Origin of the sequence: Rufibacter sp. DG15C, assembly GCF_001577755.1 — a bacterium.
In the GTDB taxonomy this organism is placed as follows: Bacteria; Bacteroidota; Bacteroidia; order Cytophagales; family Hymenobacteraceae; genus Nibribacter.
Map to the genome: position 1 here is coordinate 2783318 of NZ_CP010776.1, position 24570 is coordinate 2807887.

Annotated in this window: 20 protein-coding genes; 12 read left to right on the forward strand and 8 right to left on the reverse strand. The window is 49.7% G+C overall.

Annotation, left to right across the window (positions count from 1 at the left end):
* Positions 1-23 precede the first annotated feature (23 nt).
* Entirely contained in the window at positions 24-923 is a 900-nt protein-coding gene (locus TH61_RS11935) for a DMT family transporter (protein ID WP_066509529.1), read from the reverse strand.
* 168 nt (positions 924-1091) lie between these two features.
* On the opposite strand from TH61_RS11935, the gene TH61_RS11940 reads away from it, so the two are divergent.
* The 6 genes from TH61_RS11940 to TH61_RS11965 are packed head-to-tail and all read left to right on the forward strand — an operon-like array spanning position 1092 to position 9197.
* Positions 1092-1631 carry an NADH-quinone oxidoreductase subunit J gene (locus TH61_RS11940; RefSeq protein ID WP_071887841.1) on the forward strand — a complete coding sequence of 180 codons (540 nt, stop codon included), beginning with the start codon at positions 1092-1094 and terminating at the stop codon, positions 1629-1631.
* Positions 1628-1939, forward strand: coding sequence for an NADH-quinone oxidoreductase subunit NuoK (gene nuoK, locus TH61_RS11945; protein WP_066509534.1), 312 nt, complete (start codon positions 1628-1630; stop codon positions 1937-1939). Before TH61_RS11940 ends, nuoK begins: the two co-directional genes overlap by 4 nt.
* Complete coding sequence (locus tag TH61_RS11950; RefSeq protein WP_066509537.1) at positions 1932-4037, forward strand: NADH-quinone oxidoreductase subunit L; 2106 nt, start codon at positions 1932-1934, stop codon at positions 4035-4037. Before nuoK ends, TH61_RS11950 begins: the two co-directional genes overlap by 8 nt.
* Positions 4038-4055: 18 nt before the next feature.
* Entirely contained in the window at positions 4056-5762 is a 1707-nt protein-coding gene (locus TH61_RS11955) for a NuoM family protein (protein ID WP_066509538.1), read from the forward strand.
* Entirely contained in the window at positions 5762-7291 is a 1530-nt protein-coding gene (locus tag TH61_RS11960; protein WP_066509541.1) for an NADH-quinone oxidoreductase subunit N, read from the forward strand. The genes TH61_RS11955 and TH61_RS11960 overlap by 1 nt, the downstream gene beginning before the upstream one ends.
* Before the next feature lie 13 nt (positions 7292-7304).
* Positions 7305-9197 (forward strand): amidophosphoribosyltransferase, encoded by a 1893-nt coding sequence (locus TH61_RS11965; protein ID WP_066509544.1) that lies wholly within the window; start codon positions 7305-7307, stop codon positions 9195-9197.
* A 138-nt stretch (positions 9198-9335) separates the two neighbouring features.
* Here the strand turns inward: TH61_RS11965 and TH61_RS11970 are convergent, their stop codons facing one another.
* Positions 9336-12884, reverse strand: coding sequence for a T9SS type A sorting domain-containing protein (locus tag TH61_RS11970; protein ID WP_082780369.1), 3549 nt, complete (start codon positions 12882-12884; stop codon positions 9336-9338).
* 398 nt (positions 12885-13282) lie between these two features.
* On the opposite strand from TH61_RS11970, the gene corA reads away from it, so the two are divergent.
* Positions 13283-14239, forward strand: coding sequence for a magnesium/cobalt transporter CorA (corA, locus tag TH61_RS11975; RefSeq protein WP_066509549.1), 957 nt, complete (start codon positions 13283-13285; stop codon positions 14237-14239).
* Positions 14240-14300: 61 nt separating this feature from the next.
* Here corA and TH61_RS11980 read toward each other — a convergent pair whose 3' ends face one another.
* The 3 genes from TH61_RS11980 to TH61_RS11990 form a co-directional block, all read right to left on the reverse strand.
* Positions 14301-15056 (reverse strand): hypothetical protein, encoded by a 756-nt coding sequence (locus TH61_RS11980; protein WP_066509551.1) that lies wholly within the window; start codon positions 15054-15056, stop codon positions 14301-14303.
* Positions 15057-15119: 63 nt separating this feature from the next.
* On the reverse strand, positions 15120-15701 hold the full coding sequence (locus TH61_RS11985; RefSeq protein WP_066509554.1) for a hypothetical protein: 582 nt from the start codon (positions 15699-15701) through the stop codon (positions 15120-15122).
* Positions 15702-16084: 383 nt separating this feature from the next.
* A complete protein-coding gene (locus tag TH61_RS11990) occupies positions 16085-16348 on the reverse strand; it encodes a hypothetical protein (RefSeq protein WP_066509556.1) in 264 nt (87 codons plus the stop codon).
* Positions 16349-16396: 48 nt separating this feature from the next.
* Between TH61_RS11990 and TH61_RS11995 the strand changes: the two genes are divergently transcribed.
* Entirely contained in the window at positions 16397-17332 is a 936-nt protein-coding gene (locus TH61_RS11995; RefSeq protein WP_231862212.1) for a LysR family transcriptional regulator, read from the forward strand.
* Between the two features lie 183 nt (positions 17333-17515).
* Here TH61_RS11995 and TH61_RS12000 read toward each other — a convergent pair whose 3' ends face one another.
* The 3 genes from TH61_RS12000 to TH61_RS12010 form a co-directional block, all read right to left on the reverse strand.
* Positions 17516-17896 (reverse strand): DUF4440 domain-containing protein, encoded by a 381-nt coding sequence (locus TH61_RS12000; protein ID WP_066509563.1) that lies wholly within the window; start codon positions 17894-17896, stop codon positions 17516-17518.
* 291 nt (positions 17897-18187) lie between these two features.
* Positions 18188-19042: an SDR family oxidoreductase gene (locus TH61_RS12005; protein WP_066509564.1), complete on the reverse strand. Its 855-nt coding sequence runs from the start codon at positions 19040-19042 to the stop codon at positions 18188-18190.
* Between the two features lie 143 nt (positions 19043-19185).
* Positions 19186-19854, reverse strand: coding sequence for a hypothetical protein (locus TH61_RS12010; protein WP_066509569.1), 669 nt, complete (start codon positions 19852-19854; stop codon positions 19186-19188).
* Between the two features lie 307 nt (positions 19855-20161).
* Between TH61_RS12010 and ccoS the strand changes: the two genes are divergently transcribed.
* The 4 genes from ccoS to TH61_RS12030 all read left to right on the forward strand — a co-directional run bounded on the left by ccoS (position 20162) and on the right by TH61_RS12030 (position 24075).
* Positions 20162-20386: a cbb3-type cytochrome oxidase assembly protein CcoS gene (gene ccoS / locus TH61_RS12015; protein ID WP_066509573.1), complete on the forward strand. Its 225-nt coding sequence runs from the start codon at positions 20162-20164 to the stop codon at positions 20384-20386.
* Entirely contained in the window at positions 20376-22559 is a 2184-nt protein-coding gene (gene ccoN / locus TH61_RS12020) for a cytochrome-c oxidase, cbb3-type subunit I (protein WP_066509576.1), read from the forward strand. The genes ccoS and ccoN overlap by 11 nt, the downstream gene beginning before the upstream one ends.
* 110 nt (positions 22560-22669) lie before the next feature.
* The gene (locus tag TH61_RS12025; RefSeq protein ID WP_066509578.1) at positions 22670-22867 is read left to right on the forward strand and encodes a hypothetical protein; all 198 of its coding nucleotides are present in this window, start codon (positions 22670-22672) and stop codon (positions 22865-22867) included.
* Positions 22864-24075, forward strand: coding sequence for a c-type cytochrome (locus TH61_RS12030; RefSeq protein ID WP_066509579.1), 1212 nt, complete (start codon positions 22864-22866; stop codon positions 24073-24075). The genes TH61_RS12025 and TH61_RS12030 overlap by 4 nt, the downstream gene beginning before the upstream one ends.
* Positions 24076-24570 lie beyond the last annotated feature (495 nt).

A 24570-nucleotide genomic window follows, 5' to 3' on the forward strand; every position in this document is an offset into this window, starting at 1 on the left:
TAGTGCGAAATGTGGGAAAAAAATTAAACGGGAAGGGCAGCCGGCTTCCTAGGTCGGCTTACCAAGTATACGCCCCCGAAGATCATGAGCGCGAAGACCGCTTTCTGCCAGGTGAACACATCTTTGCCCAATACTACCGCAATTAAAATGGCCAGCACCGGCTGTAAATAAATATACACGCCCAGTAATGAAGGACTGGCATAGGTCAAGGCCCAAGCGTTAAGCAGGTAGGCCATGATGGTCACGCCAATGATCATAAACGCGATGGCCGCCCATACATACATGGGAAAGGATGCATAGTCAGGCTCCATGATCTGCGGCAACCCGAAGGGCAGCACCCCTATAAAACCAATCAAAAACACGCGGCTCACCACGGTGATGGCCTTGTAGCGTTGCATGAGGGGCTTTACCAGCACCAGGTAGATGCCGTACGACGTGGCGTTCACCAGAATCAGAATATCCCCTAATGTATTGCCCTGCGATTTGGCGTCTGTCTTGCCGTAGATGAGCAAAAAGGCCCCCGCGCAGGCCAGCAGGATACCTCCAATGCGTTGCGCCTCTACTTTCTCGCGCAACAATACCGCACTCATGACCAACACTACAATGGGCGTGATGGTCATAATCAAAGAGGCATTGATAGGAGAGGTGAGGTTGAGTCCGCCAAAGAAGGTAAGCTGGTTCAGGGCAATCCCGAAGAACCCGCACAGAATAATCCGTCGCCAGTCAGCCCAGCCTTGAATCTTCTCTTTGGTTCTAACCAGCGACACCGCCCAAAAGAAAAGTACCGCGCCGCTCACCCGCCATAAAATCAAAGCATACGGCTGCACGTATTCCGGCATCACCTCTTTGGCAATGCTGTAGTTGGCCCCGTAAATAAGTGCCACTAAAAACAAAGAGCCGTGTACTTTCACCTGCTGGTTCATGTCGCAAAGGTAGGGGAGGGTGAGGCGTGGTTCCTAAGGGTTTTTTGTTTTTGGCTTGTTTTGCGGGAAATAGGTGAAAATGAAAACATGACCTTCCCCTTAAAAATCAGGCTTGGCCGTTAGAGCGTCTTTTCCGAACTTGGCCTGCATTGATCCTGCTTCTAACCTATGTTGTCACTGCCACTAGTTCTTTTCTACGTTTTCGCTAGTTTAGCGGTGGGCGGCGGCGTATGGTTGCTGTTGAGCAAGAACTTGTTGCACATGGCCTTCGCCCTTCTTCTGACGTTGTTAGGACTTGCGGCCATCTACGTGCTCTTGTACGCCGATTTTGTAGCCATAGCGCAGATAATGGTGTATGTAGGCGGGGTGCTGGTGTTGATTCTGTTTGGATTACTGTTAAGCTCCAATGCCACGGGCAATTTTGTGGCGCAAGAGCCGGTGAACCGAAGCTTGGGCATTCTGCTAGCGATGGCCTTGTTAGGAGGAGGTATTTGGGCTTTGGTGCAGTCGTTTGATGCCGCGTTTGGCCACTACCCTGCTGTTCCTACCCTTGCCCAACAAGCGGCGCAGGGCCATTACACGTCCTTGCATGGCCTGGGCAAACAGCTGATTTCTACCTACGTCCTGCCCTTTGAGATAGCCTCTGTTTTGTTGCTGGTGGCCTTGGTAGGCGCGGCGGCCATCACCAAACAAACCTCGCGCAAATGATGGCCATTCCGTTGTTGCATCTGCTGGTGCTGGGCACCATCCTGTTTTGCCTGGGTCTGGCCATTGTTTTGACCAAGCGGCACGCCATTGCCATTCTCATGGGCATTGAGTTGCTGTTTAACGCTGCCAACTTGAATCTGGTGGCTTTTGCGCAACATGACCCTGACCGGTTGCAGGGCCAGGTGTACAGCCTGTTTGTGATGCTCATTGCCGCTTGTGAGACCGCCGTGGCCCTGGCTATTGTGTTGCAGGTGTTCAAATATTTTAAGACGGCCCATCTCCAAGACATAGACCAACTAAATGGCTGAGTTGCAAACCTTGCTCCTGGTGGTCCCTGTGTTGGGTCAATCCCTTTCCTTGTTGGAACGGGTGACGGTGGCCGGTCTGCTTTTGATGCCGCTTCTGTCTTTCCTGAGTCTGTTTCTGTTTGGCAGAAAACTTCCCCGCCACGGTGATTGGCTGGCCATTGGGTTCATGGGATTGTCCTTGACAGGGGCACTGTTTTTGTTTAGTCAAGTCTGGGGACAGACGCCGCTTCACTCTGAGTTTACCTGGTTTTTACTACCCCAGCCAACCGGCGAAGTAGTCTCCATGCAGGCTGGCGTCTATCTGGACAACCTCACGGCCGTGATGCTGGTGTTGGTGACGTTTATCTCGTTGCTGGTGATGGTCTTCTCTGTGGGCTACATGAAAGGCGATGTGCTTTACGCCCGCTATTACGCATACCTGAGTTTGTTCACGGCCTGTATGCTGGGGTTGTTGCTGGCAGATAACCTGCTGGTGCTCTTCATCTGCTGGGAACTGGTGGGCTTTTTATCCTATCTTTTAATAGGCTTTTGGTACCAGCGGCAGGCGGCGGCCAAGGCCAGCACCAAAGCGTTTCTGGTCAATAGAATTGGCGATGTGGGCTTTCTGTGGGCGCTGTTTGCGTTTTTTGCGGTGTTCAAAACCTTCAACATCAACTCGGCGCAAGCGTTGCTGTCAACTTTGCCTTTGCAAACCGAGCAAGACGTGATGCTGTTGCTGGGTTTCGGGTTATTGGCGGGGGCCATGGGCAAGTCTGCGCAGTTTCCGTTGCAGGTCTGGTTACCGGATGCCATGCAGGGTCCTACGCCAGTGTCTGCCCTCATCCACGCGGCCACCATGGTGGCCGCGGGTGTGTATCTGCTGGCGCGGTGCTTCCCGTTTTTCCTACCCGAGGTCCTGCTGACCATGGCCATCATTGGGGTCTTTACGGCTTTTATAGGAGCGCTGGCCGCCAGTCAACAGCAGGACATCAAGAAAGTGCTGGCTTTCTCTACCATCTCACAGTTGGGCTACATGGTAATGGGCGTGGGCGTGGGCGCGCCAGAGGCTTCGTTGCTTCATTTGATTACGCACGCGTTTTTCAAGGCTTCGCTGTTCCTTATTTCAGGGATTGTGATTCATGCCATCCAGCATGCCTGGCACCATCATTCCAACAAGATTCTGTTTGAGGCGCCCATTGACGTGCAGGACATGCGCAACATGGGCGGACTGCGCATGATGTTGCCCCTCACCTTTGTCTGCTATGGTATCTCGGCGGGCGCGCTGGTAGGACTTCCCTTCTTCTCGGGTTTTCTTTCTAAGGAGGCCTTGCTCTTGGCTAGCGTACAATGGGCGCAAGCTGGTGCTACCTGGCAGTGGCTCCTTCCGGGGTTTGGCTTCGCGACGGTGCTACTGACGGCGTACTACATGGCGCGGCAACTGTTACTGGTATTCTTCGGAAGACCCAGATTGAAACTGCCCTTGAAGTCTTATAAGTACAGTCCGCGCCAGGAAGTATCCTGGATCATGCTAGCGCCAGTGATGCTGTTGACGGTCCTGAGTCTGTGGGTGTTTTTTTCCTGGTCGCCGCTTTCTTCAGAGCAAAGTTGGCTAGTGCCGCAGATAGCCTCCGCGCTAGCCGCTAATTCCTTTTTCCCAGCAAACGGTCATCAAGCCCATATCTCCTGGATCCTCTATCTTTCTTTGGCAATGGTTGTCTTGGGTGGAGCATTGGCCTTCTTTACCCGCCAGGCGGTGCGGGCCAAGCAGTTCACCAAACCGGTGATGGGTTGGCGGTACTGGCTAAAAAATCAGTTCTTCTTAAATGAGGCCTATGCCTTTGTTGTAGTCAGACCCACCTTGGCACTGGGCAGACTTACTGAGAAAACTGACCATATCCTGAATTATGGTTTGCACGCTTTTAGTAAAGGCTTTGTGGCTATTTCAAAGCTGATAGCCTGGGGTGATAGATGGGTAGTGGATGGTGCAGTGCAAATGGTTGGCTGGTCTTCCAGGCAAGTAGGGCATATGGGCCGAAGCCTCCAGAATGGTAACATTCAATCTTATTATCTATTTTCGCTGTTAGGGCTGGTGGTCTTACTCTTCTGGCTTTTTTATTAGCGGTCTCTCATACAGCGCATGGCATATTTGCTTAGTAGTCTCATTTTTGTTCCGTTGGTCGCCGCGCTGGTGCTGTTGGTTCTGCCTTCTAAAAAAACGGGCCTCCTGAAATATGTAGCCTTAGGCGCAACTCTCTTAGAACTGTCCCTTTCCCTTCTGCTATTTTTCCAAGTTCAGAATACCACGGGCGGTGTTGTGGGGCAGAGCTTTCAGTTTCAGGAGAAGTATGACTGGATTGCTTTGCAATTGGGTTCCTTGGGTCAGCTCAAAATCTACTATTGGCTGGGCGTAGATGGCTTAAACGTGGCGCTCATCCTGCTGACGGGCATTATAGCCGTGATAGGCATCCTCTCTTCCTGGCGCATTCATCAGTCCCTGAAAGGCTACTTGAGCTTGTACCTATTGCTTTTAGGTAGCGTGATGGGCTGTTTTGTGGCCATGGACTTGTTCCTGTTCTACCTATTCTTTGAGTTCATGCTACTACCCATGTACTTCTTGATTGGGATGTGGGGCGGACCCAGAAGAGAATACGCGGCCATCAAATTTTTCTTATACACGCTGGTAGGTTCAGTCTTGATTCTGCTGGCTTTTATTGGCTTGTATGCCTCAGTCATGGACCCGGCAGCTACGGCGGTGCAACAAGGATTACCGGCCGGTGCACAAGGCATCCAGCAGGTGCAAACATTGTTGCAAAATGGCCAACTGACCTCTGCCCAAGTAGTGCATGCGTTTAACATCCCAGACATGCTGGACGCGCGCAATTTCATCCCGGGCAGTATCTTGCATGCGGCGTCGGGCATTTCAATATTTGGTTTGTCTGCGCGCATGGTGGCGTTTTTGGCCTTGTTTCTGGGATTCTTCATAAAACTACCGGGCGTACCTTTTCACACCTGGCTTCCCGATGCCCATGTGGAAGCACCCACCCCCATCTCTGTAATTTTAGCCAGTATCTTGCTAAAAGTAGGTGGTTATGGGTTGTTTAGGATTGCGTTTCCGGTGTTCCCCGCCGAGGCCGCTGAAATGAGTTGGTTGATTGGCCTCTTGGGCGTAATTTCTATTTTGTATGGTGGGGCCTGTGCCTTGGCCATGTCTGACTTAAAGAAACTGATTGCTTATTCCTCGGTCTCGCACATGGGCTTTGTTTTACTAGGGTTGGCCGCACTAACGCCCGAAGCCTGGAACGGCGCCCTATTCCAGTTGTTCAGCCACGGACTCATCTCAGGGATGCTCTTTTTGATTGCCGGCGTGATTTATGACCGTATGCACAACCGCGACATCCATCGGTTTAGAGGGCTGGCCATGGTAGCGCCCGTGTTCACCACCTTTGTGGTGATTGCCTTCTTCGCCTCTCTGGGCCTGCCGGGATTCTCTGGTTTCATTGCCGAGTTGTTGGTTTTGCTTGGGGCCTTTGGGTCTAAGGCGGGCGGTGGTTTCCTGCCACGGTGGATGGCTCTGGCGGCAGCGATTGGCCTGGTGCTGTCGGCGGCGTATTACCTCTGGACTTTGCAACGCATGTTCTTCGGGCGGTTCTGGCTGAGTCCCGACTTGCCTAAATCATTTACTGACTTAACCAAGCGCGAAATGCTGATGCTTTTGCCATTGGCCTTGCTAATTTTGTTGTTCGGGTTGTTCCCTGCCTTGCTCTTAGATAAATCTGGAGCCACGGTGGCGGAGTATTTGAAGATTTTCCAGCCGGTGGCGCCTACCTCACTCCTTCTTCCCTAATGCAGACGCCTATCCTCATAGCCCCGCCGGACATTATGGGACAAACCGCAGAAAGCCTGCAGAGTTTGGGTCCCGAATGTCTCTTGCTGGCGGGCTTTTTGGTAGTGCTGGTGCTGGATTTACTGCCTTCTCAAAAACTCCGGGCCAAGCTTCCCTTCTTCTCGCTCCTGCTGTTCATGGGAATAGCGGTTTGGCAGGGCCTCCAGGTCTTTCAGGTTCTGCCTTATGCCACGGGGAGTCTTTTCATGGGCATGCTGCACCAGGACGGGCTGGCCTTTTGGGGAAGTTGGCTGTTCAGTCTTTCGGCGGTGCTATCCTTGCTGGTGATGCAATTGGGCTGGAAGCAGGAACTGGAGACCAGTACCCGAAATGAGTTTTTTGCGGTGTTATTTGCCGTAGTCTTGGGCTTGAATCTGTTGGTTCGGTCCAGCAACTTGCTCATGCTTTTCCTGTCCTTGGAGTTGGTGTCTATTGGGTCTTACCTGTTGCTACTCCTGGCTTCCGTATCACCTAAGCGGGTAGAGGCGGGTGTTAAGTACATTCTGTATGGCATGTTCGCCTCGGGCATCATGCTCTATGGTATTTCCTTTTTGTACGGCTTAACTGGTACGCTTCAATTTTTGGTGCCTGGCTTCTGGGCTTCTTTAGCAGAGGTGCCCTTGGTGTTTATGACATTAGTATGGGGCTTGGTGCTGGCGGGCATTCTTTTCAAGCTAGCTGGTTTTCCGTTTCATTTCTGGGCCCCAGATGTGTACCAGACCGCGCCCACCGGGGTGGTGGCGTTCTTCTCCACGGCTCCAAAAATCGCAGCGGTGTTGGTGTTGCTTCGGTTCTGCCTGGGCAGTGGAGTTACAACGGGAAGTTTGCAAGAGACCAATCCCTCGCTGTTTATTCTGTTGCAGGTAGCGGCGGTGGGTACGTTGGTACTGGGCAATTTTACGGCCTTATTGCAACAGGACATCAAACGCCTGATGGCCTATTCTTCCATTGCGCACGCGGGCTTTTTGTTGGTGACTTTGCTGTGGGGCGGAAGCGCTTCAGCTTCTACCATTTTATTCTATGCCACGGTCTTACTGTTCTCCAACATGGGTTTCTTTCTGGTTATCCAGTTGCTGCAGAATGCCACTGGGTCAGCGGTGCTTAGTGATTGGGCCGGCTTAGGGAAGAAGGCGCCGTATGTGGGCGTGCTGGCCATGGTCTTTCTCATCAGCTTGATTGGCTTGCCGCCTACGGGTGGGTTTGTGGCCAAGCTGTTGGTGTTCTCCCAGTTATGGGAGGGTTATCAGGTCACCGGACAATTAGTATTTTTTCTTTTGCTACTAGGGGCACTCTTGCTTACCGCCGTGGCGTTGTATTACTATCTCAAGGTTCCCTTCACGCTTTTCATGCGCGGAAAGGAATACGGACAGAAAATAGCTTTTCCTCTGGGGGCTTACTTATTTTTAGGCTTACTTTGCATACCGGTTCTGCTCTCCTTCTTTAAGGCAGACTGGTTGGTGAAAGTCCTGGAACAAGTGCTTTCCCTTTAATTGATTCAGTCTTATGAGTGACGCAATAAAACACGAGTGCGGTATTGCCCTGATTCGCCTTCGCAAGCCCCTTGACTACTACGCCCAGAAATACGGGACTCCCATGTACGCCTTGCACAAGATGTACCTGCTCATGGAGAAACAGCATAATAGGGGACAAGATGGCGCAGGGTTGGCCAGTATTAAAATTGACACCAAACCCGGCACTGAGTACATAGCCCGCTACCGCTCCGTCAAGACCAAGGCCATTGACGCCATCTTCGGGAAGATCAGCGAGAAGTACGGCAAACTACTCCGCAAAAACCCCGAAGCCGCCAAAGATGTAGACTGGCTCCGCGACAACCTTCCTTTTCTGGGTGATGTGTACCTGGGCCACCTTCGCTACGGCACCCACGGCGAAAACTCAGTAGACAACTGCCATCCCATGCTACGGGAGAACAACTGGCGCAACAGAAGCCTGGCCGTGGCCGGTAACTTCAACATGACCAACGTAGACGAGCTCTTCAACGTCCTCACCAACCTAGGTCAGCATCCTAAGCAGAAAATAGACACCGTCACGGTGCTGGAGAAAATAGGTCACTTCTTAGACGAGGAAAACCAACGCCTCTTTGACTACTACAAACCTGACCACAACAACGAGGAAATCACCCACCTTATAGAAGAAAACCTGGACCTGCAACGCGTGCTGCGCCGGGCCTGCAAGGATTTTGACGGCGGCTACGCCATGGCGGGGATGACGGGGTACGGTGCTTCGTTTGTAGTGCGTGACCCATCCGGGATTAGACCAGCGTATTATTATGTGGATGATGAAGTGGTCGTAGTCGCTTCTGAGAAACCCGCCATCAAGACTGCCTTTGGCGTAGATTACAGCCAAATCAAGGAAATCACCCCGGGCCACGCCCTCATTATCAACAAGAACGGCACCACCTCTGAGCGCGAAGTGTTGCCGGCCCTAGAGAAAAAATCCTGCAGCTTTGAGCGCATCTATTTCTCCAGAGGCAATGACCCAGAGATTTACCAGGAGCGCAAAGCCCTGGGCAAACTACTCTGTCCGCAGATCCTAAAGGCCATCAACCACGATCTGGAAAACACCGTTTTCTCCTACATCCCCAACACTGCCGAGACCTCTTACTACGGCATGATGGATGGCATTGAGGATTACCTTCGCAGTTACCGCAAGCAAGCCATCACGGAAGCCGGCAACGACCCCGAGAAACTGGAAACCATCCTTTCCTTTAAGCCACGGGTGGAGAAACTGGTGATCAAAGACGCCAAGCTCAGAACCTTCATCACCGACAATGACCACCGCGATGACCTGGTGGCCCACGTGTATGACACTACCTATGAAGTGGTGAAAAAAGGCGTAGACACGGTAGTAGTGATTGACGACTCCATTGTCCGCGGCACTACTTTGGAGAAAAGCATCATCAAAATGCTGGACCGGCTGGGCCCTAAGAAAATCATCATCGTGTCCTGTGCGCCGCAGATCAGGTACCCAGATTGCTACGGTATTGACATGTCCAAGATGAAGGAGTTTGTGGCCTTCAGGGCATTGATGGGCCTGTTGAAAGACAACAACAAAGAAAATCTGGCCGAGGAGGTGTATGAACAATGCCGCCAAGCCGCGGGCACTTCGGCTTTCAAGGAGAAGAACTTCGTGCAGGCGCTGTATGAGGCCTTCTCTTACGAAGAGGTGAGTGCCAAGGTAGCCGAAATTGTCACCGCCAAAGGTATTCAAGCCGAGGTGGAAGTCATCTTTCAGACCGTAGACTCATTACACGAAGCCTGCCCGAACCATCTAGGCGACTGGTACTTTACGGGGAATTACCCAACTCCTGGCGGTACCAAAGTGGTAAACCGCGCCTTCATGAACTACATGGAGAAAAGCGAGGCCAGGGCGTATTAATGTGCTGATTTTTCAATGTGCTGATGTGCTAGTTTTCAGCATACTACATGTGATAATTTAAAAACGAAGAGGGCCGATTCATTGGAATCGGCCCTCTTCGTTTTTGGACTCTTTTTGGAAAAATAGGCCAAAAACAGATTACTGTTTTATAAACCGTAGCCGGTGAGTAACTCTGTTTTGGCTTACTTGTAAATAATAAGTACCGCTAGGTAAATGCTTTACACTCACCTTAGCAAAAGTATCCTCAGCCACAGGCGAATTTGAATAGACCTTCTGTCCAGTCGCGTTAAAGATTTGCACTTGGGTAGTGGCTCCTAATGCAAGACCAGATAAATGTAATTCGTCCTGCGCTGGATTTGGATATAAGGAAAGCTGAATTGACAGAGGAATGATACTCGCATGAATGGTCACAGTCTTGCTTAGCTCAAATGCACCATCCATATCAATCTGCTTAATTCTGTAGTAAGTTAATTGATTAGTAGGAAGCGCATGAACAAACTTGTAGTTCTGAACCGTGTTGCTGTTGCCCGCGCCTTTCACAATTCCAGCCGGTTTAAAGGTTCTGCCATCAAAAGAATACTCTACCTCAAAGCGGTCGTTGTTTATTTCAGTGGCGGTGGCCCATTCTATCACATTCTTCTCTTGCTGGCGCTTGCCGGTCACATAAAGCCACGTCACTGGCAGCAGGCCTGTAGTCGCATTCCCTATACCCAGCTGTCCAAACTGGGTCATAAAACTACGTTTGGCATAACCGCCCATCACCGTACGACCTTCTTTATTAGCACCTTCTAAAACGCCACCGCCGGTAGACCAGTCTCTTCCCGTAACAGAGTTCTTTGGTCTCACCAGTAAAGCAAATTGGTTATCTGTAAGATTAGTGCATCCCCTAAGTGAAGCAACTGCGGTGTATGTCCCGGTAGCTGGAACGGCATTGGGTTCTACCAGCCACGTCCCTTCGGTTTGCATGCTGGTATAATAGACATCATTTTCCTCTAAGAGCATATCGCTGTCTTGGTGGTTGGTCAAGGGATTGAAGCTTACCAAAATGCTTTGAAAGCCATTTCCCGTAAGGTCATTAGACGTAAGGTCCAGCGTCCGTTTACCGTTTGCACTTCCTACCGGGAATTGGTAGACACCAGTATTCCCAATTGCTCTTCTGAGGTTGCCTTGGATGTATAATGCCGTGTCTACAATTGCCAGTGCAGAAGGACTGGTAGAAGCTATGGAAAGCTCTTTTGTGTCTGTTTTGAAAAAGCCACTCTTTAAGGTAAACGTACCAGTGACGGCCACAGAATTGGAGAGCGTTACACCATTACCGGTCTTGGCAACCAGCAAATTCGCTACAGTGGCAGGTAGGCCATTCCCGCTAACCATGTCAGAGGTGCCAATGAAGCCGTAATTTGCGCCAGAGGAAAAAGTTCTGTTGCCACTCACCCGGATGTTACCATCTAGCGAGCCTGTCCCGCTGGTTTTGATTCCTTGGGGAGATCCATATAATATAGTTGCTCCTGGTTGTACCGTAAAATTGCCGGTACCAGCAATGGTTCTAGTTGATACTACTTGAAAGACAGTAGGTGCATTCACGGATAGCGTGCCACTCACATCAAAATTGGCGTTGGAAGTAAGATTACTTTCCCCATCTCTGGTATTGGCCTGTGCTGCGTTGAGTTGTAAATTGTAATAGGTGATTTTCTTGGAGGCACCATAGGTACCCCGTATACTTTGCGTCTGGCCATTAACTGTGCCATAATACTCAATGGTGCCGCCGGTCAGGTTATAAGGATTGTTGACGCCGGTTAATTCTGGCAACGTTCCCGTGCTTTTACCCAAACGCAACGTACCACCTGTCATGACAAGTCCGCCATCGCCTTTCAAGGATTTGTTGCTGGCGTCTAAAATGGCATTGGGCATAATCACCACGTTCTGCGTGATGGTGGTAGTGCTAGAGATTGTTTTGGCATTTGCCCCTAAGGTATTGTTTCCGCTTACTATCAAGGTTGGGTACGTACCGCCCTTCAAGGTCTGTGTGCCATTGCCCGCCAGTTCAATAGTACCAATAGTGATGTCATGGGTTCCTGACAGTTGCGGCACCGATACATTCAGCATTTGTATTTGGTACAAACCTCCTCGCATCACCAGTTTACCCGTACCAGTCACATCTGCATTCGCAGTGCCTAGCAACTTACCCTGCCGGATCTCAAGCCGACCACCGTCAGGAGCCAAGGCGGTATTGTTAGAGATGTTGATACCGCTGGTTAAGGTGACGGAAGTGGGGTTATCTATGATCACGATTTTGCCGCTGGCGGTACTAGTAAACACATTACCAGTTTGCTGCGGCACTTGACCGCTATAAATGAAGGTGGCTACTTGGTTAAAAGTGCGTCTAGTGTCTGTCACCTGCACATTCCCAGATGTACCTGTGGCATTGATTCCTTGTGCGCTAGTAATGTGCAAAGTACCACCTTGGTCTAGCCTGAAATATCCTTGACCCAAAATAACATAACCATTACCAGTGCCATCTACCCCGAAATCCAAAGCCGCACCGTTCTCTACCGTGACAGTACCCGCGTAAACAGAGTTATTTTGATTAAGTGCTAAATTGTTAGCTAAACGCGCTTTACTACCGGTCTTTACGGTCAGTGAAACATGGTTCAGTTGTCCTGCTACGCTAATCGTTTGCCAATCGGTCCCTGTTAATTTAATTCCACTGGTACTAGTGCTTACCGTAGCGCTGTTGACTATGCTAGAAGTATTATCTACCAAAAGGTTTTCTTTCACCTCAAGCAAGGTAACGGCCGTTGCACTGGCAGTTTGGTTCAGTTGCAGAACTGTGCTATTTGCCATTTGCAGATCTTGCCCAACTACCAACGTACTGGTTCCATTGCTTTGATTTTGGCCAAAATAAGTACCACCAGATAAGGTAAGATGCTGCCCAAAATTAACCTGGCTATTTCCAGGAGATAGCAATAAAGAAGAAGTGGAAGGCAGCGAGAAATTGGTGGTAGAATAAGCCAGAGAGGCAGCACTGTTTATTAATTGCCACTGAGAACTTGTCTTGGAAAGTGCGATGCTCAATTTACCTAAAAGATACCCATTGGCTTGGATAGTCATTAATGACGGAGCGAAAAGCACCGCATTGGAAAGCGCATCTTCTATCCGTATTTCTGAGGTTGGGTCTAGCTGTTCTGTTCCTGCCCAAATGGTAGATTGCGCTTGATAGGTAGCAGATTTAATGGTGAGTTTTGCGCTAGCCCCCAACTTAAGAGTACCTTTTGAATGGACATCTCCTTGCATCAAAAGCGTGGCGCCAGATTCAATGGACAGAAGTGTATTAGTAGTTAAATAGGCTGAGGGATGTATAGTAGCAGTTTGTTGGACAGTCACAAATACTTTATCCACTTCTAATGTGCCTTCCATTTGGACCGCGTGCTGCACATATAAAGTTGAATTGGCAGGCAAAGGATAAGAAGCCGGCACCCATGTACTATTCGTGGTGAATTGCTCTAATTGCGCGGTTCCTGTTACCTGACCGATTGTACCACCAGAGGTAGTTCTGTAATCGCCTGCCCCGTACACTGGAGTGGTTTGCGCTAAAACAGAGCCACACCTGAAAATGGAAAAAGCCCATACCAACATCCAAACTTTGAACGAAGCAGAGCTTCTGCTTTTTGGTAATTGATCTTTCATTTAATCTTTAATATTTGATTGAAAATTTTATTTGTCGCTTAACTTAAACTGCTAACTACTAGTTCAATAAGGACTGAGAATTTTACTGTCTGATAAATTTAGAAAGGTGAATAGGGGAATTTGAACTATAAAAAAATACCTTGCTAGGATTATCAGTTTATAGTCTAATCTCCAGGAAATAGGCCAAAATGAAGAATGGATGGCAGGGTAATCTTGGTATACAAAATCCTTCGATCCAAAATTTATAGGACACCTAGTCTAAGCGTTAGGGCAGGAGCAACCATAGTGTTAAACTTTGCCATTAGCAATTTCCCAGCTCCCAGATAAAATCAGTAGGTTTGCAACTAGACAGGCAGGGGCGGAGAGGAGAAGGCTGACCCGGCGCAATGGACAGGCGTATGATAAGATGTTTCTATTTAAAAGACGGCGAGCTGACCTGGGAGAAAAACCCAGAGACGTTTGACGCGCCAGAAGACAAAGGTCGCATCATCTGGGTAGACCTGCAGGCGCCCTCAGACCATGAGCAACGCCGGGTAGAAGAAGCCTTCGGGATTGAGTTGTTCACCCAGCAAGAGGCCGCCGAGATTGAAAGCTCCTCACGTTATTTTGAGGACGAGGGCGGGTTCTTTGAAGCCAACACGGCCTTTGTCATGCACCAGGACGGCTCCTACATCACGCGCCAAGTTTCCTTTATTCTACAAAGAGACATCCTTTTCACCATGCGCCGTACGGACCTCAAGTCCTTCGGGGAGACGGTGCGCAAGATGAAGACCTTCAAAGGCACCACCATTAGGGCTATTCAGGTCTGGCTGTTGCTGTTAGAGACCCAGATTGACAACGACGCCGACTTTATTGAGCACCTCACCCGCACTACCAACGTGATCAGTAAGCGCCTGGTAAAAGAGCAGTCTATTGAGGAAGAGGTCTTGATCAGGATCACCGAACTTCAGGAAAACACCATCCTCATCCGGGAGAGCATCGTGGATAAGCAACGGTTGGTTTCTTCCTTGCTCAGATCTTTCGCTGTTGATGAGCCTGAGAAGGAGCGTTTGCGCATTGTCATCAAAGACATTAACTCGCTTTTGCAACATACCCAGTTCAGCTTTGAGCGTCTGGAGTACTTGCAGAACACCTTCCTGGGTTTGGTGAACATTGAGCAGAACAAGGTCATCAAAATCTTCACGGTAGTAACCGTAGTGTTCATGCCGCCTACGCTCATTGCCAGCATCTACGGCATGAACTTTAAATTCATGCCCGAACTCAATTGGGTAGGAGGTTACCCGTTTGCCCTACTATTGATGTTGCTGGCTTCCATGGGCTTCTTGTGGTATTTCAGGAGGAAGAAGTGGTTGTAGCCTTGAGGTGACAAGGCAAAATATGCAGAGGGGAGGAGCTGGAGCGGTCAAGGAAAATGGCCTAGTCCAGCTCCTCTTCTTCGTTTAGGTCTTCGGGGTCTTCTATATTCTCAAAATCTTCTTCTTCCTCGTCCTCTTCTTGTCCGTTTACGCCGCGCAGTAGTTTTTTCACCAATTCTTCCTGGGCAGGTTCATAGATGAGTTCGCCTTTCTGCAGGAAGCGGTTGATGTTGAGCATGACCTCATAGATGGGCGTGTGCACGTGCTTCGGGATTTTGAAGATGCGCTCATCGCGTTTATCAAAAGGCGTTTTTACGTGTGAGTCGAAGAGGTAGGGCACCAAAATCTTGGAGACGCTCATGCAAATGCGGTGCACCTGGTGGTCTTCAAAATACTCCTGCAAGCGTTCGTTGATGTTCTCAAAAAACTCCACCGTCTCGCCCAATCGTACCCGTGACCCCGCTCTGCTCTTGCCCTTGGTCTTGAGGTGTTTAATCTGGCTCTTTCCCTGCTTTTTGCGCACCATATATGCCCTGAAGACCTTGTGATTCAAGTTAAAACCGTCTTCAAAATAACCCATGGCGCAACTCCCACTCTGCACCAGCAGAATGACATAATGCACGCTCTCAGCTTCTTCAATTAATGCATGATTTGGCGGCGGAAGGGTGATGGGCAACCGGAAGAACGCTAATTCCTTCTCTTGCGCATCTACCAGCACCATGCGGTGTTTGCCATGGTCATACACAGACCTAACCGCCGATTGGTGAATGTTCTGAAGAATTTGGGCAGAGGCGTCCCTGTTGAAGAAGCGGTTCATGGCTGGAAGAAAAGCGTTTTGGCCCTAATTTCTAGAAAATGAGCCAAAAACGTTCAGCAATTGTTATCTAGGGTTGACGGTGCGCTTGATTTTGTCCCCTTGCGGGTGGGCCGCATGCGTGCAAGTCGCCGGGTCTGATTGGTGTAATGTCTTGCCTTCGCGGGTCATGTGGGAGCAAGGCCATGGATCAGTACCATGCGCAGAATGTTTGCAGGGCACTATAAAGTAATTTGACTCTTCGTCTAATTGCGCTATTCTATACTCTAAATGCTTAATGCGTTCCAGTTTGGCTAGGTTGGTCAATTCTTCTGTTTCACTTTTCTTTAGATAATCCAACATGGCTAGCAAGATGGTCTTGTCCTGAGAATAGAGCGTCTCAATAGCGTATTTATCAGCGCCCACTTCCATGATGGTGTTCACTTGGGTCATGTGTGCCGTAGTATCTTTTTTGAGTTTTCCTTTGCTTATATGCCCCCGTAAAAAATGACCGTACTCATGAGCTTGGTGGTAGGCTGTCACAAACGGTCCCACTTGTAATGCAAGGTTTGGGTTGTATTCAATCACTACGGCTTTGAGGCTGTCACTGTAGGTAACCTTGGCAATATCCTGTAAGTTGACGTTTGGGACCAAAGGGGCAGGCGGCATCCATTTTTGAGCGAACGCGCTTGAGCTTAGGACTAATAATATGAGTAGAGCGTAAAAAACTTTTAGGGGCATGGGCTATTGGATAGAATATGGAATTGATTTTTTAATCTGAATATTTAATTATCTAATATATAGCAATAAAGAGCAATAGGTAAACAGAACCCAGCAATTATCTTTAGTAAGGCATTAAGAGTGGTGTTCTGCAATTACAGAAGAACTGAAAGTGGCTTTGGTATAGCTGAAAACAGGATAGGCTAAAAATAGGGAAAGCTTCGTTTTTGGCTTGTTTTTTATAAAATAGGCCAAAAACGAAGCAATAGTAAGGCTGAGATTCAACCAAGAAGTGAAAGATTATAGTAGTGCCAAGGGCGAAGTTTCAACTACTAAGCCATCAAGGTTTTAACCAGCGCAATGGCGGTGATGAGCAGCCAGATGGAGTTGAGCACCCAGCTGGCATGCGCTTTCTTGTTGACGGCGTAAATGATGAGGAAAAAACAACCCAGCACGTTGAGGAGCAGGTACGTTAAAGACTGACTACTGATGAGGTTGAGTGTATTCAGGCTGAAGCCCAAGAGCGAGCACAACGCCCCGGCCCAGCCTATGGCTTCTTTCAGGTATTTCCGTTGTAAAAAGGTGCTACTTTCCATATTGCAAAGGAACGGCTGGCGGTCTTCTTAAAAAATGCTAATCTTGGATTGACTAATGCACCAACCACATCACAGAACCCCTTGGACATACAGCAGATAAAATATTTTCTGGCCCTATCGCAGGAACTGCACTTCTGGAACACCGCAGAGAAGATGTTCATCACGCAGTCTGCCTTGAGCCGACAAATCAAGGCCTTGGAGGACGAATTGGGCGTGACTTTGTTTGAACGAAGCAAGCGCAACGTGAAGCTCACCGAGGCCGGGGCTTTTCTGCGGGACCGGTGGGCGCCGTTGTTGGAGGAGATTGCCCGCACCCACCGGCAAGCCAAAAAGATACACGAAGGCGCCTTGGGCTCCATCACCATCGGGTACCCTGGGTCTGTGGCGTATGGGTTTCTGCCGGCGGTAGTGTCCCGCATTGCGCAGACTCTGCCAGAATTGAAAGTTGAATTGGTGGAGCCTGTAGACATCAGCTTTGAGGAGTTGCTGCTCAATTTCCAGATGGATTTGTCCTTTAGGCGAGATCCTGCCCAGAACCCGTCGCTTACGTCCTTATGCCTTTACTCAGAACCGTTTGCCTTGATAGTGCCGCAGAATCATTGGGTGACGCAGGAGAATTTTAAGGGCCTGCAGGACCTGCAGGAAGAGAAGTTCATCTTATCTGGCCTACACCAGAAGACGCATTACGTGAACACGCTCAAGCAGATTTTTACGGAATACAACTTTACGCCCAACGTGCACATTGCTTCAGACTTCGGGACGATGATTCTGGGACTGGTGGCGCGTGGGCTGGGCATCTCCATCATGCCGAGTTCCTATGCGTTTGCCGCTCCGCCCAACGTGCGCTTCATCCATCTTCCGCAGAAAGTGAACCTGTACATGACATGGCGCAAAGATGATAACAGTCCCGTGCTCAAGAACGTTCTGGAACTGTCGCAACAGATAGCGCAGGAGTTCAGTCAAGGCGGTGATCCTTTGGGATAAGTCTGTTTTGCCATTTTTGACCTGTTTTCTGGAAAATACCCTAAAAACGAAGCTTCTTCCTGAAGCCTGAATCCAAGCTGGTCCTTATTAAACAGCAAATGCCCCAGCACTGAATCCATGATAGAATTCTACGCTGGGGCATTTGGTGTTAATTGTGATTTGGGTTTGTAGGAATTAGGATGCTTAATTGCTGTTCCAGATGTCTTTCTGCATTTTCCAGTGGTCGTTTTCGCGCTTCCAGACCGCCATGTATTTACCGGTGTCTATGGGGTTGCTACCAGCGCCCTGCAAGGTATAGGTACCCAGCTCAATGGCGGTTAGCTCCAGTTGTTCTACCTCCACAGTTTCTAACGTCATATGGGTAACGCCGTTGTCCCGGGCATTTTGCCAGAACTTACCAATGGCTTCCCGGCCTTGGATGACCTCGCTTCCGGCGGGCATGAGCAGCGCCGTGATAGTGTACAGGTTGGCCACGCCGGCGGTATCACCTTGGTTAAAGGAGGTGACAAAAGTTTGATTTAGGCTTTTGATGTCATCCGTAATGTCTGTGCTGAGTGCTTCCATGGGAGGGTAGAGAATAAGTGGGAAATACGTGTACGCCAGTTGTTCAAGAACCCTGGAGACAACATAATTAAGACTGTCTGCCAGGTCCTTCGCCGAGGTGCCTGATTACCTTTCTGTTTTGCTTTGTACTCCTGATGAGCTCATGGTATTACGAACAATATAGCATCTGGATGGGAAGATGACAAACGCACGCAAAAGGACTTCCCGTTTTTGGCCTATTTCCTGATAAACAAGCCAAAAACGAGAGGCACCTTATAAATGAGGAGACTTCCTTTCTGGGAACACGTCGATCTAACTATTTCTCAGCGCCTCGGCCACGGTAACGGATAGGGGCGTTGTAGGCCGACCAATGAGCTTTGAAAGCTGGTGGCTGTCATCAAACAAATCTCCCTGTGAGGCCGAGATGTCCCAGCCGGCAATGGACTGCGCCAAGCCCTCGGGTAAGCCAAAGTCTGCCAGCGCTTGGGCATATTCTTCTTTTGAGAGGTTTTTATACGGGATAGTTTTGCCTGTCTGCCGCGAAATCTCAGCGGCCAAGTCTTGTAGGGTGTAGGCTTCATCGCCAGCTAGTTCATAGACCTTGCCTTCGTGGCCTTTGGTGGTGAGCACTACGGCGGCGGCCTCGGCAAAGTCGGCGCGGGCGGCAGAGGAGATCTTGCCCTCGCCGGCACTGCCAATGAAGGCGCCTCCAGCCAAAGCCCCACCAATAGAACCGGTGTAATTCTCAGTGTACCAGCCGTTGCGTAGAATGGTGTGCGGAATGCCGGATTCTTTCAAGGCTTCTTCGGTGGAGCGGTGCTCGCCGGCCAGGCTAAGGGTAGAAGTGTCTGCGTGCAAGAGGCTGGTGTACACAATCCATTTCACGCCCGCATTCTTGGCGGAGGCAATCACATTTTGGTGCTGGGCCGCACGCTTGCCTACTTCACTGCCCGAGATGAGCAAGAGCGTGTCAATGCCCTGCAACGCGCTGTTCAAGGTGTCGGGCTTTTCGTAGTCGGCAAGGCGCGTTTCAATACCTAGGTCAGCGGCTTTCTCTGGAGAGCGCACCAGCCCGATGAGGGTATCTGTGGTTCCTTTTTCTTTTAGTTTCTGGATGACCAAACGGCCTAGATGACCAGTGGCTCCGGTAATGGCTATTCTCTTCATAGTGTTGTGGTTAAGTCTACTTGTGCTATACGAGAAGAGAAGAAATGGCTCCGCGAGAAAGATGAAAGGGATGCAGAGAATGAACTAAAGCGAAGTCAACCCATTTTTGGCTTGTTTTCAGGAAAGGAGGTCAAAAATGGGTATCAGCCCCTAAGGTATTCCACTAAAATAAAGATGGCGTAAATCCAGCTGTTGTAAACTAGCGTGTAGACCAAGCCATAGCCAATGCTTGCCGTAAGGCGCCCTCTGGTTTGATGACTGTGCCTGAAAACTAGCCGTAGCGCCCTGAAGAATATCCAGTACAGCATAGCCATGAAGGCAAAGAGGGCCACCAGCAGGATTTCGCCAAAAAGCCACAGGGCTATGCTCAGCGCCAGGGCTACGGCTAACCAAACCACTATTCCCACCAAGACTCCTACGCAACCTTCATCACCGCCTAGGTCACCAACGTCAAAGCTATTGCTACTAGAGGAGTCGCTTGATTTGCCAGGGAAAGAAGGCATGAAATCTCCCATGCTGAGCCAACTACCACCAGATGATCCGTCTTTGTTCTTCTTTCTGAATGGAATTTTATCTGTGACTTGGCCTAACGTGTCTTTCAATTTGACGCCGCCATACAGGCCTATGCTTACAAAGGCAGAAAACACAACAGACAGAATGCTAGTGGACAGCAGAGAATTCTGGAAGAATGTATGCTCCCGCCCCAGACCAAACAAATACACGCCTATCACGGTCAGACCCAAAACCAAGAGAGTAAGAGAGAAGACGGTAGTAGAGTTGAGTAAGTACCGAGAGAGTGGTTTCTGTGACATAAGGCGTGATGAAAAAAAGCAGAGGCCGCCGATTTTGGTTTGATTTCTGGAAAATAGGCTAAAAACGAAAGCGCCGCAACTTGAGACAAAAGCTTTCTAGCCGTAAGTAAGCGCTTGGATCATTTTTGCCTTACTGCCTCCCTTTGACATCAATCACCCCCTAAACTGACTTCTGTCATCTTTTCTGAGGCGCCTTCTCAAGACCTTTGTAACAACTCAAAGAGAAAGGTAAGCGCTGTTCCTCTCATTTCACTTCTTCAGCGCCGGGCCAGCCTCCAAGAGGGTACAACATAACCCAGGAAACGCTATGAACATCATCTACTTACTTATCTGCATCAGCCTCATCATGGCGATCCTATTTTTAAGTGCGTTCCTGACCGCTGTGCGCAGTGGCCAATATGAGGATGACTACACCCCTTCGGTGAGAATCCTGTTTGACAACGAGTTGACGCACGCGCCTACCCAAAACTCTACTAAATCCCTTACTATTTCTACTTCTAAACCTATGGAGGACACCGCACATGTTAGCTGAGGTTCTAAAAACACCCGGGCAGACGGTCAAAGACACCGTCAAAACCGTGGAAACTTTCTACTATGACAACAAGATTGTCAGAGACTTTACCTATGCCACCCTGTTCTGGGGGATAGCCGGCATGCTCATTGGGGTGATCATTGCGTTCCAGTTGGCGCGCCCCGAAATGAACATGGGCACCGAGTATACCACCTTCGGGCGGGTACGGCCTTTGCACACCAATGCCGTGATTTTTGCCTTTGTGGGCAACGGCATTTTCATGGGCGTGTACTACTCGTTGCAACGTCTTTGTAAGGCGCGCATGTACTCAGACGTGTTGAGCAGAATCCACTTCTGGGGCTGGCAGCTGATTATCCTTTCGGCGGTGATCACGCTTCCGTTGGGCTACACTACTTCTAAAGAGTACGCCGAGCTGGAGTGGCCCATTGACATTGCCATTACCTTGATCTGGGTGGTATTTGGCTGGAACATGTTTAGCACCATCATCAAACGCCGCGAGCGCCACATGTACGTGGGTATCTGGTTCTACATTGCCACCTTCCTGACGGTAGCGGTATTGCACATTGTCAACTCCTATGAGATTCCGGTAACGTTCATGAAGTCGTATTCTGGCTACGCCGGGGTGCAGGATGCGCTGGTACAGTGGTGGTATGGCCACAACGCAGTCGCATTCTTCCTGACTACGCCATACCTGGGCATGATGTACTACTTCCTGCCTAAGGCGGCGAATAGACCGGTTTACTCTTATAGACTGTCTATCATCCACTTCTGGTCTTTGATTTTCATCTACATCTGGGCCGGTCCTCACCACTTGTTGTACACCGCGTTGCCAGACTGGGCGCAGTCTTTAGGAGTGGTGTTCTCTGTGATGCTGATTGCGCCAAGCTGGGGTGGTATGATCAACGGTCTCTTAACGCTAAGAGGCGCTTGGGATAAAGTACGCACAGAGCCGGTGCTTAAGTTCATGGTGGTGGCAATCACCGCCTATGGTATGGCCACCTTTGAAGGACCGCTGTTGTCTTTGAAAAACGTGAATGCCATTGCCCACTTTACTGACTGGATAGTAGCACACGTACACGTAGGCGCCCTGGGCTGGAACGGCTTCCTAACCTTCGGGATTATCTATTGGTTGTTGCCACGCATCTTCAGAACAGAATTATATTCTAAGAAACTGGCCAACTGGCACTTTTGGTTAGGCACGCTGGGTATCCTGTTCTATGCCATCCCTATGTACTGGGCAGGTTTCACCCAAGGCTTAATGTGGAAACAGTTCACCAATGAAGGCCTCTTGCAGTACTCTAACTTCTTAGAGACCGTCTTGCAGATTGTGCCTATGTACTACCTGCGTGGAATTGGTGGCGTGTTGTACCTGAGTGGCGTGTTTGTGATGTTGTACAACGTCATCAAGACTGTGAAGAGCGGCAACCTGCTTGCCAATGAAGAAGCCCAGGCCGCTCCGTTAATGGCCGCCGAGGTGATTACTACCCCAGGTCAACACAAAGGCCATTGGCACAGAATCATTGAGCGCCGTCCGGTACAAATGGCCGTTTGGGCTACGGTGGCCATCGCGATTGGTGGTATTGTAGAGATGGTGCCTACGTTCCTGGTAGAATCTAACGTGCCTACCATTGACTCTGTGAAACCTTACACCTCATTGGAGTTGCAAGGGCGTGACGTGTACATCAAAGAGGGTTGTGTGAACTGCCATACACAAATGGTGAGACCGTTCCGTTCTGAGACCGAGCGCTACGGAGAATACTCTAAGGCCGGCGAGTTTGTCTATGACCGTCCGTTCCTGTGGGGTTCTAAGCGGACGGGTCCAGACTTGCATAGAATTGGCGGTAAGTACCCAGACTCTTGGCACTATAACCACATGCTGGATCCAACCTCTATGTCGCCGGGTTCTATCATGCCTGTCTATCCTTGGTTGCTAGAGAAAGACCTGGACATCTCAGACACCAAAGCCAAGATAGAGGCCATGCAGAAAATGGGTGTACCGTATGAGTCCGGCTACGCCGATAGAGCCAACGAGGACCTCATGAAACAGGCCCGCGCCATTAGTGCCGGTCTGCGCAAGGAAAACATTGAGGTGAAACCTGAGAAGGAGATCATCGCCCTCATTGCCTACCTGCAACGCCTGGGTACTGACATTAAAGTGCAAGAAGAAAAATAGACATAAGACACAAGATTCAAGACACAAGACAGAGACATTTCATTTTCTATATCATAAGAAAAAAGTCTTACATCTTGGGTCTTGCGTCCTGAGTCTCAAAAAATAGAGCCATGTATAAGAACATACTTCAATCCATAGCCGGCATAGAGATTTATCCTATCATCTCCTTTATCATCTTCTTCGCCTTTTTCATTGGGCTGTTAGGATATGTGCTGGTAGTCAACAGAGACCATGTGCGCGCCATGAAGGCCATGCCCCTGCAAAACGAAAACGGATTCAACGCTTTAGAAACAGAACTACGGTCATGAGACGCCTAACCAGAATATGTTGGCTGGCTGCTTTACTAAGCGCCAATACCTTGTGGCAACCTGCCCAGGCGCAGGACGCCGTTAAAGGGAAAGCCGTTTTTGATACCAACTGCGCCGTCTGCCACAGCGTCACAGAACAAGTGGTAGGCCCCGCGCTCAAAGACGTGCACAAACGCCGCGATGAGAAGTGGATCACCAGCTTCGTGAAGAATTCCACCAAGATGGTCTCTTCTGGAGACAAGCAAGCGGTGGAAGTGTTTGAGAAGTTCGGGAAAGTGCCCATGACCTCTTTTGAAAGCACCCTGTCTGAAGGCGACATCAAAGACGTCATTGCCTATGTGAAGGCAGAAAGTGAACCCCCCGCAGTAGCCGAAGTTCCTAAAACTGAGGTGACCAAAGGCGATGATTCTACCAAGGAACCAGTTGCCACCCCAGCTTTCAGCCTGAAGGACATGCCCGCCACTACTTTGGTGCTGCTTTGTTTGGTAGCCTTCTTGTTGTTGATTGTGATGACCGTTTTGATTGTCACTTTCTTCCAGGCATTGCCCATCCTGAGCCACTTGTATGAGCGCCCGGCCTTGCGCAACACGACCATGGCGCGTGTCATTGCCCTCTTACGCGGTGATACCACCACGCTAGTTGGCCAGCACAAGGACATCTTGATGGAAGACCATTCTTATGACGGTATCCATGAATTTGACAACGACCTGCCACCTTGGTGGAAGTACATGTTCTACGCTACCATCGTGTTTGGGGTAGTGTACCTCTTAAACTACCACGTGCTAGGCAGTGGCCAATTACAAGACGCAGAATACCAAGCCGAGGTACAGCAAGCGTCCCTCTTGAATCCTGCCAGCAGTGAAGGCAACGCCAATGAGGTCACCAACTTCACGGCCCTGAAAGACGCTCCGCAGCTAGAGGCTGGTAAAGCCACTTTCATTCAGAACTGTGCGGCTTGTCATGGTCAGGAAGGCCAGGGAACCGTTGGGCCTAACCTCACAGATGAGTTCTGGCTGCACGGCGGCGATGTGAATGCCGTTTACAAAACCGTGAAATACGGCGTGACCAGCAAAGGCATGGTGGCTTGGCAGAAAAAGCTAAGCGATAACCAGATCTTAGAAGTATCTAGCTACATTTTAAGTATTCAAGGCACCAAGCCTGCCAATGCCAAGGCTCCGCAAGGAGAGAAGGTAGAGGCGAAGAAATAAGTTTAGTTTTTAGTTTGTGAAAAGCCTTTCCTGCTACAGGAAGGGCTTTTTTTATAAGTATGATTGAATGCGTTTTTGGCTTGTTTTCTGGGAAATAGGCTTAAAACGATTCTCTGTTTAAGCCTTGATTAGGAAAGGAGCTTCTTTGTCCCCCTTTGAAGGGGGTAGGGGGATGACTTGCTATATCTGATTATTACCTTCCGCCTCTGCCTCCCAAACTCATCACTACCAATTTCATTTTCCCTTACTTTCTACCCGCGTCTGTCACTTTTCTCCTTGATGCTCAACCTAACCAAAAGAATCAAGAACCACCGAACTCGCTGCCGCTCAGACAGGCGGTGGTTCAGTTTTGTGCACCTGGCCAATGTGATTCGTTTCATGGCGGGCTTACGCCATTGCTGATTGATACGCTACTGCCTGCTCCCTGCCTATGCTCCGGGCGCACAGCCAGGGCTGCCCTGCGCAAGGTCGGTCGGCGAGCGGACTGCTGTTGGA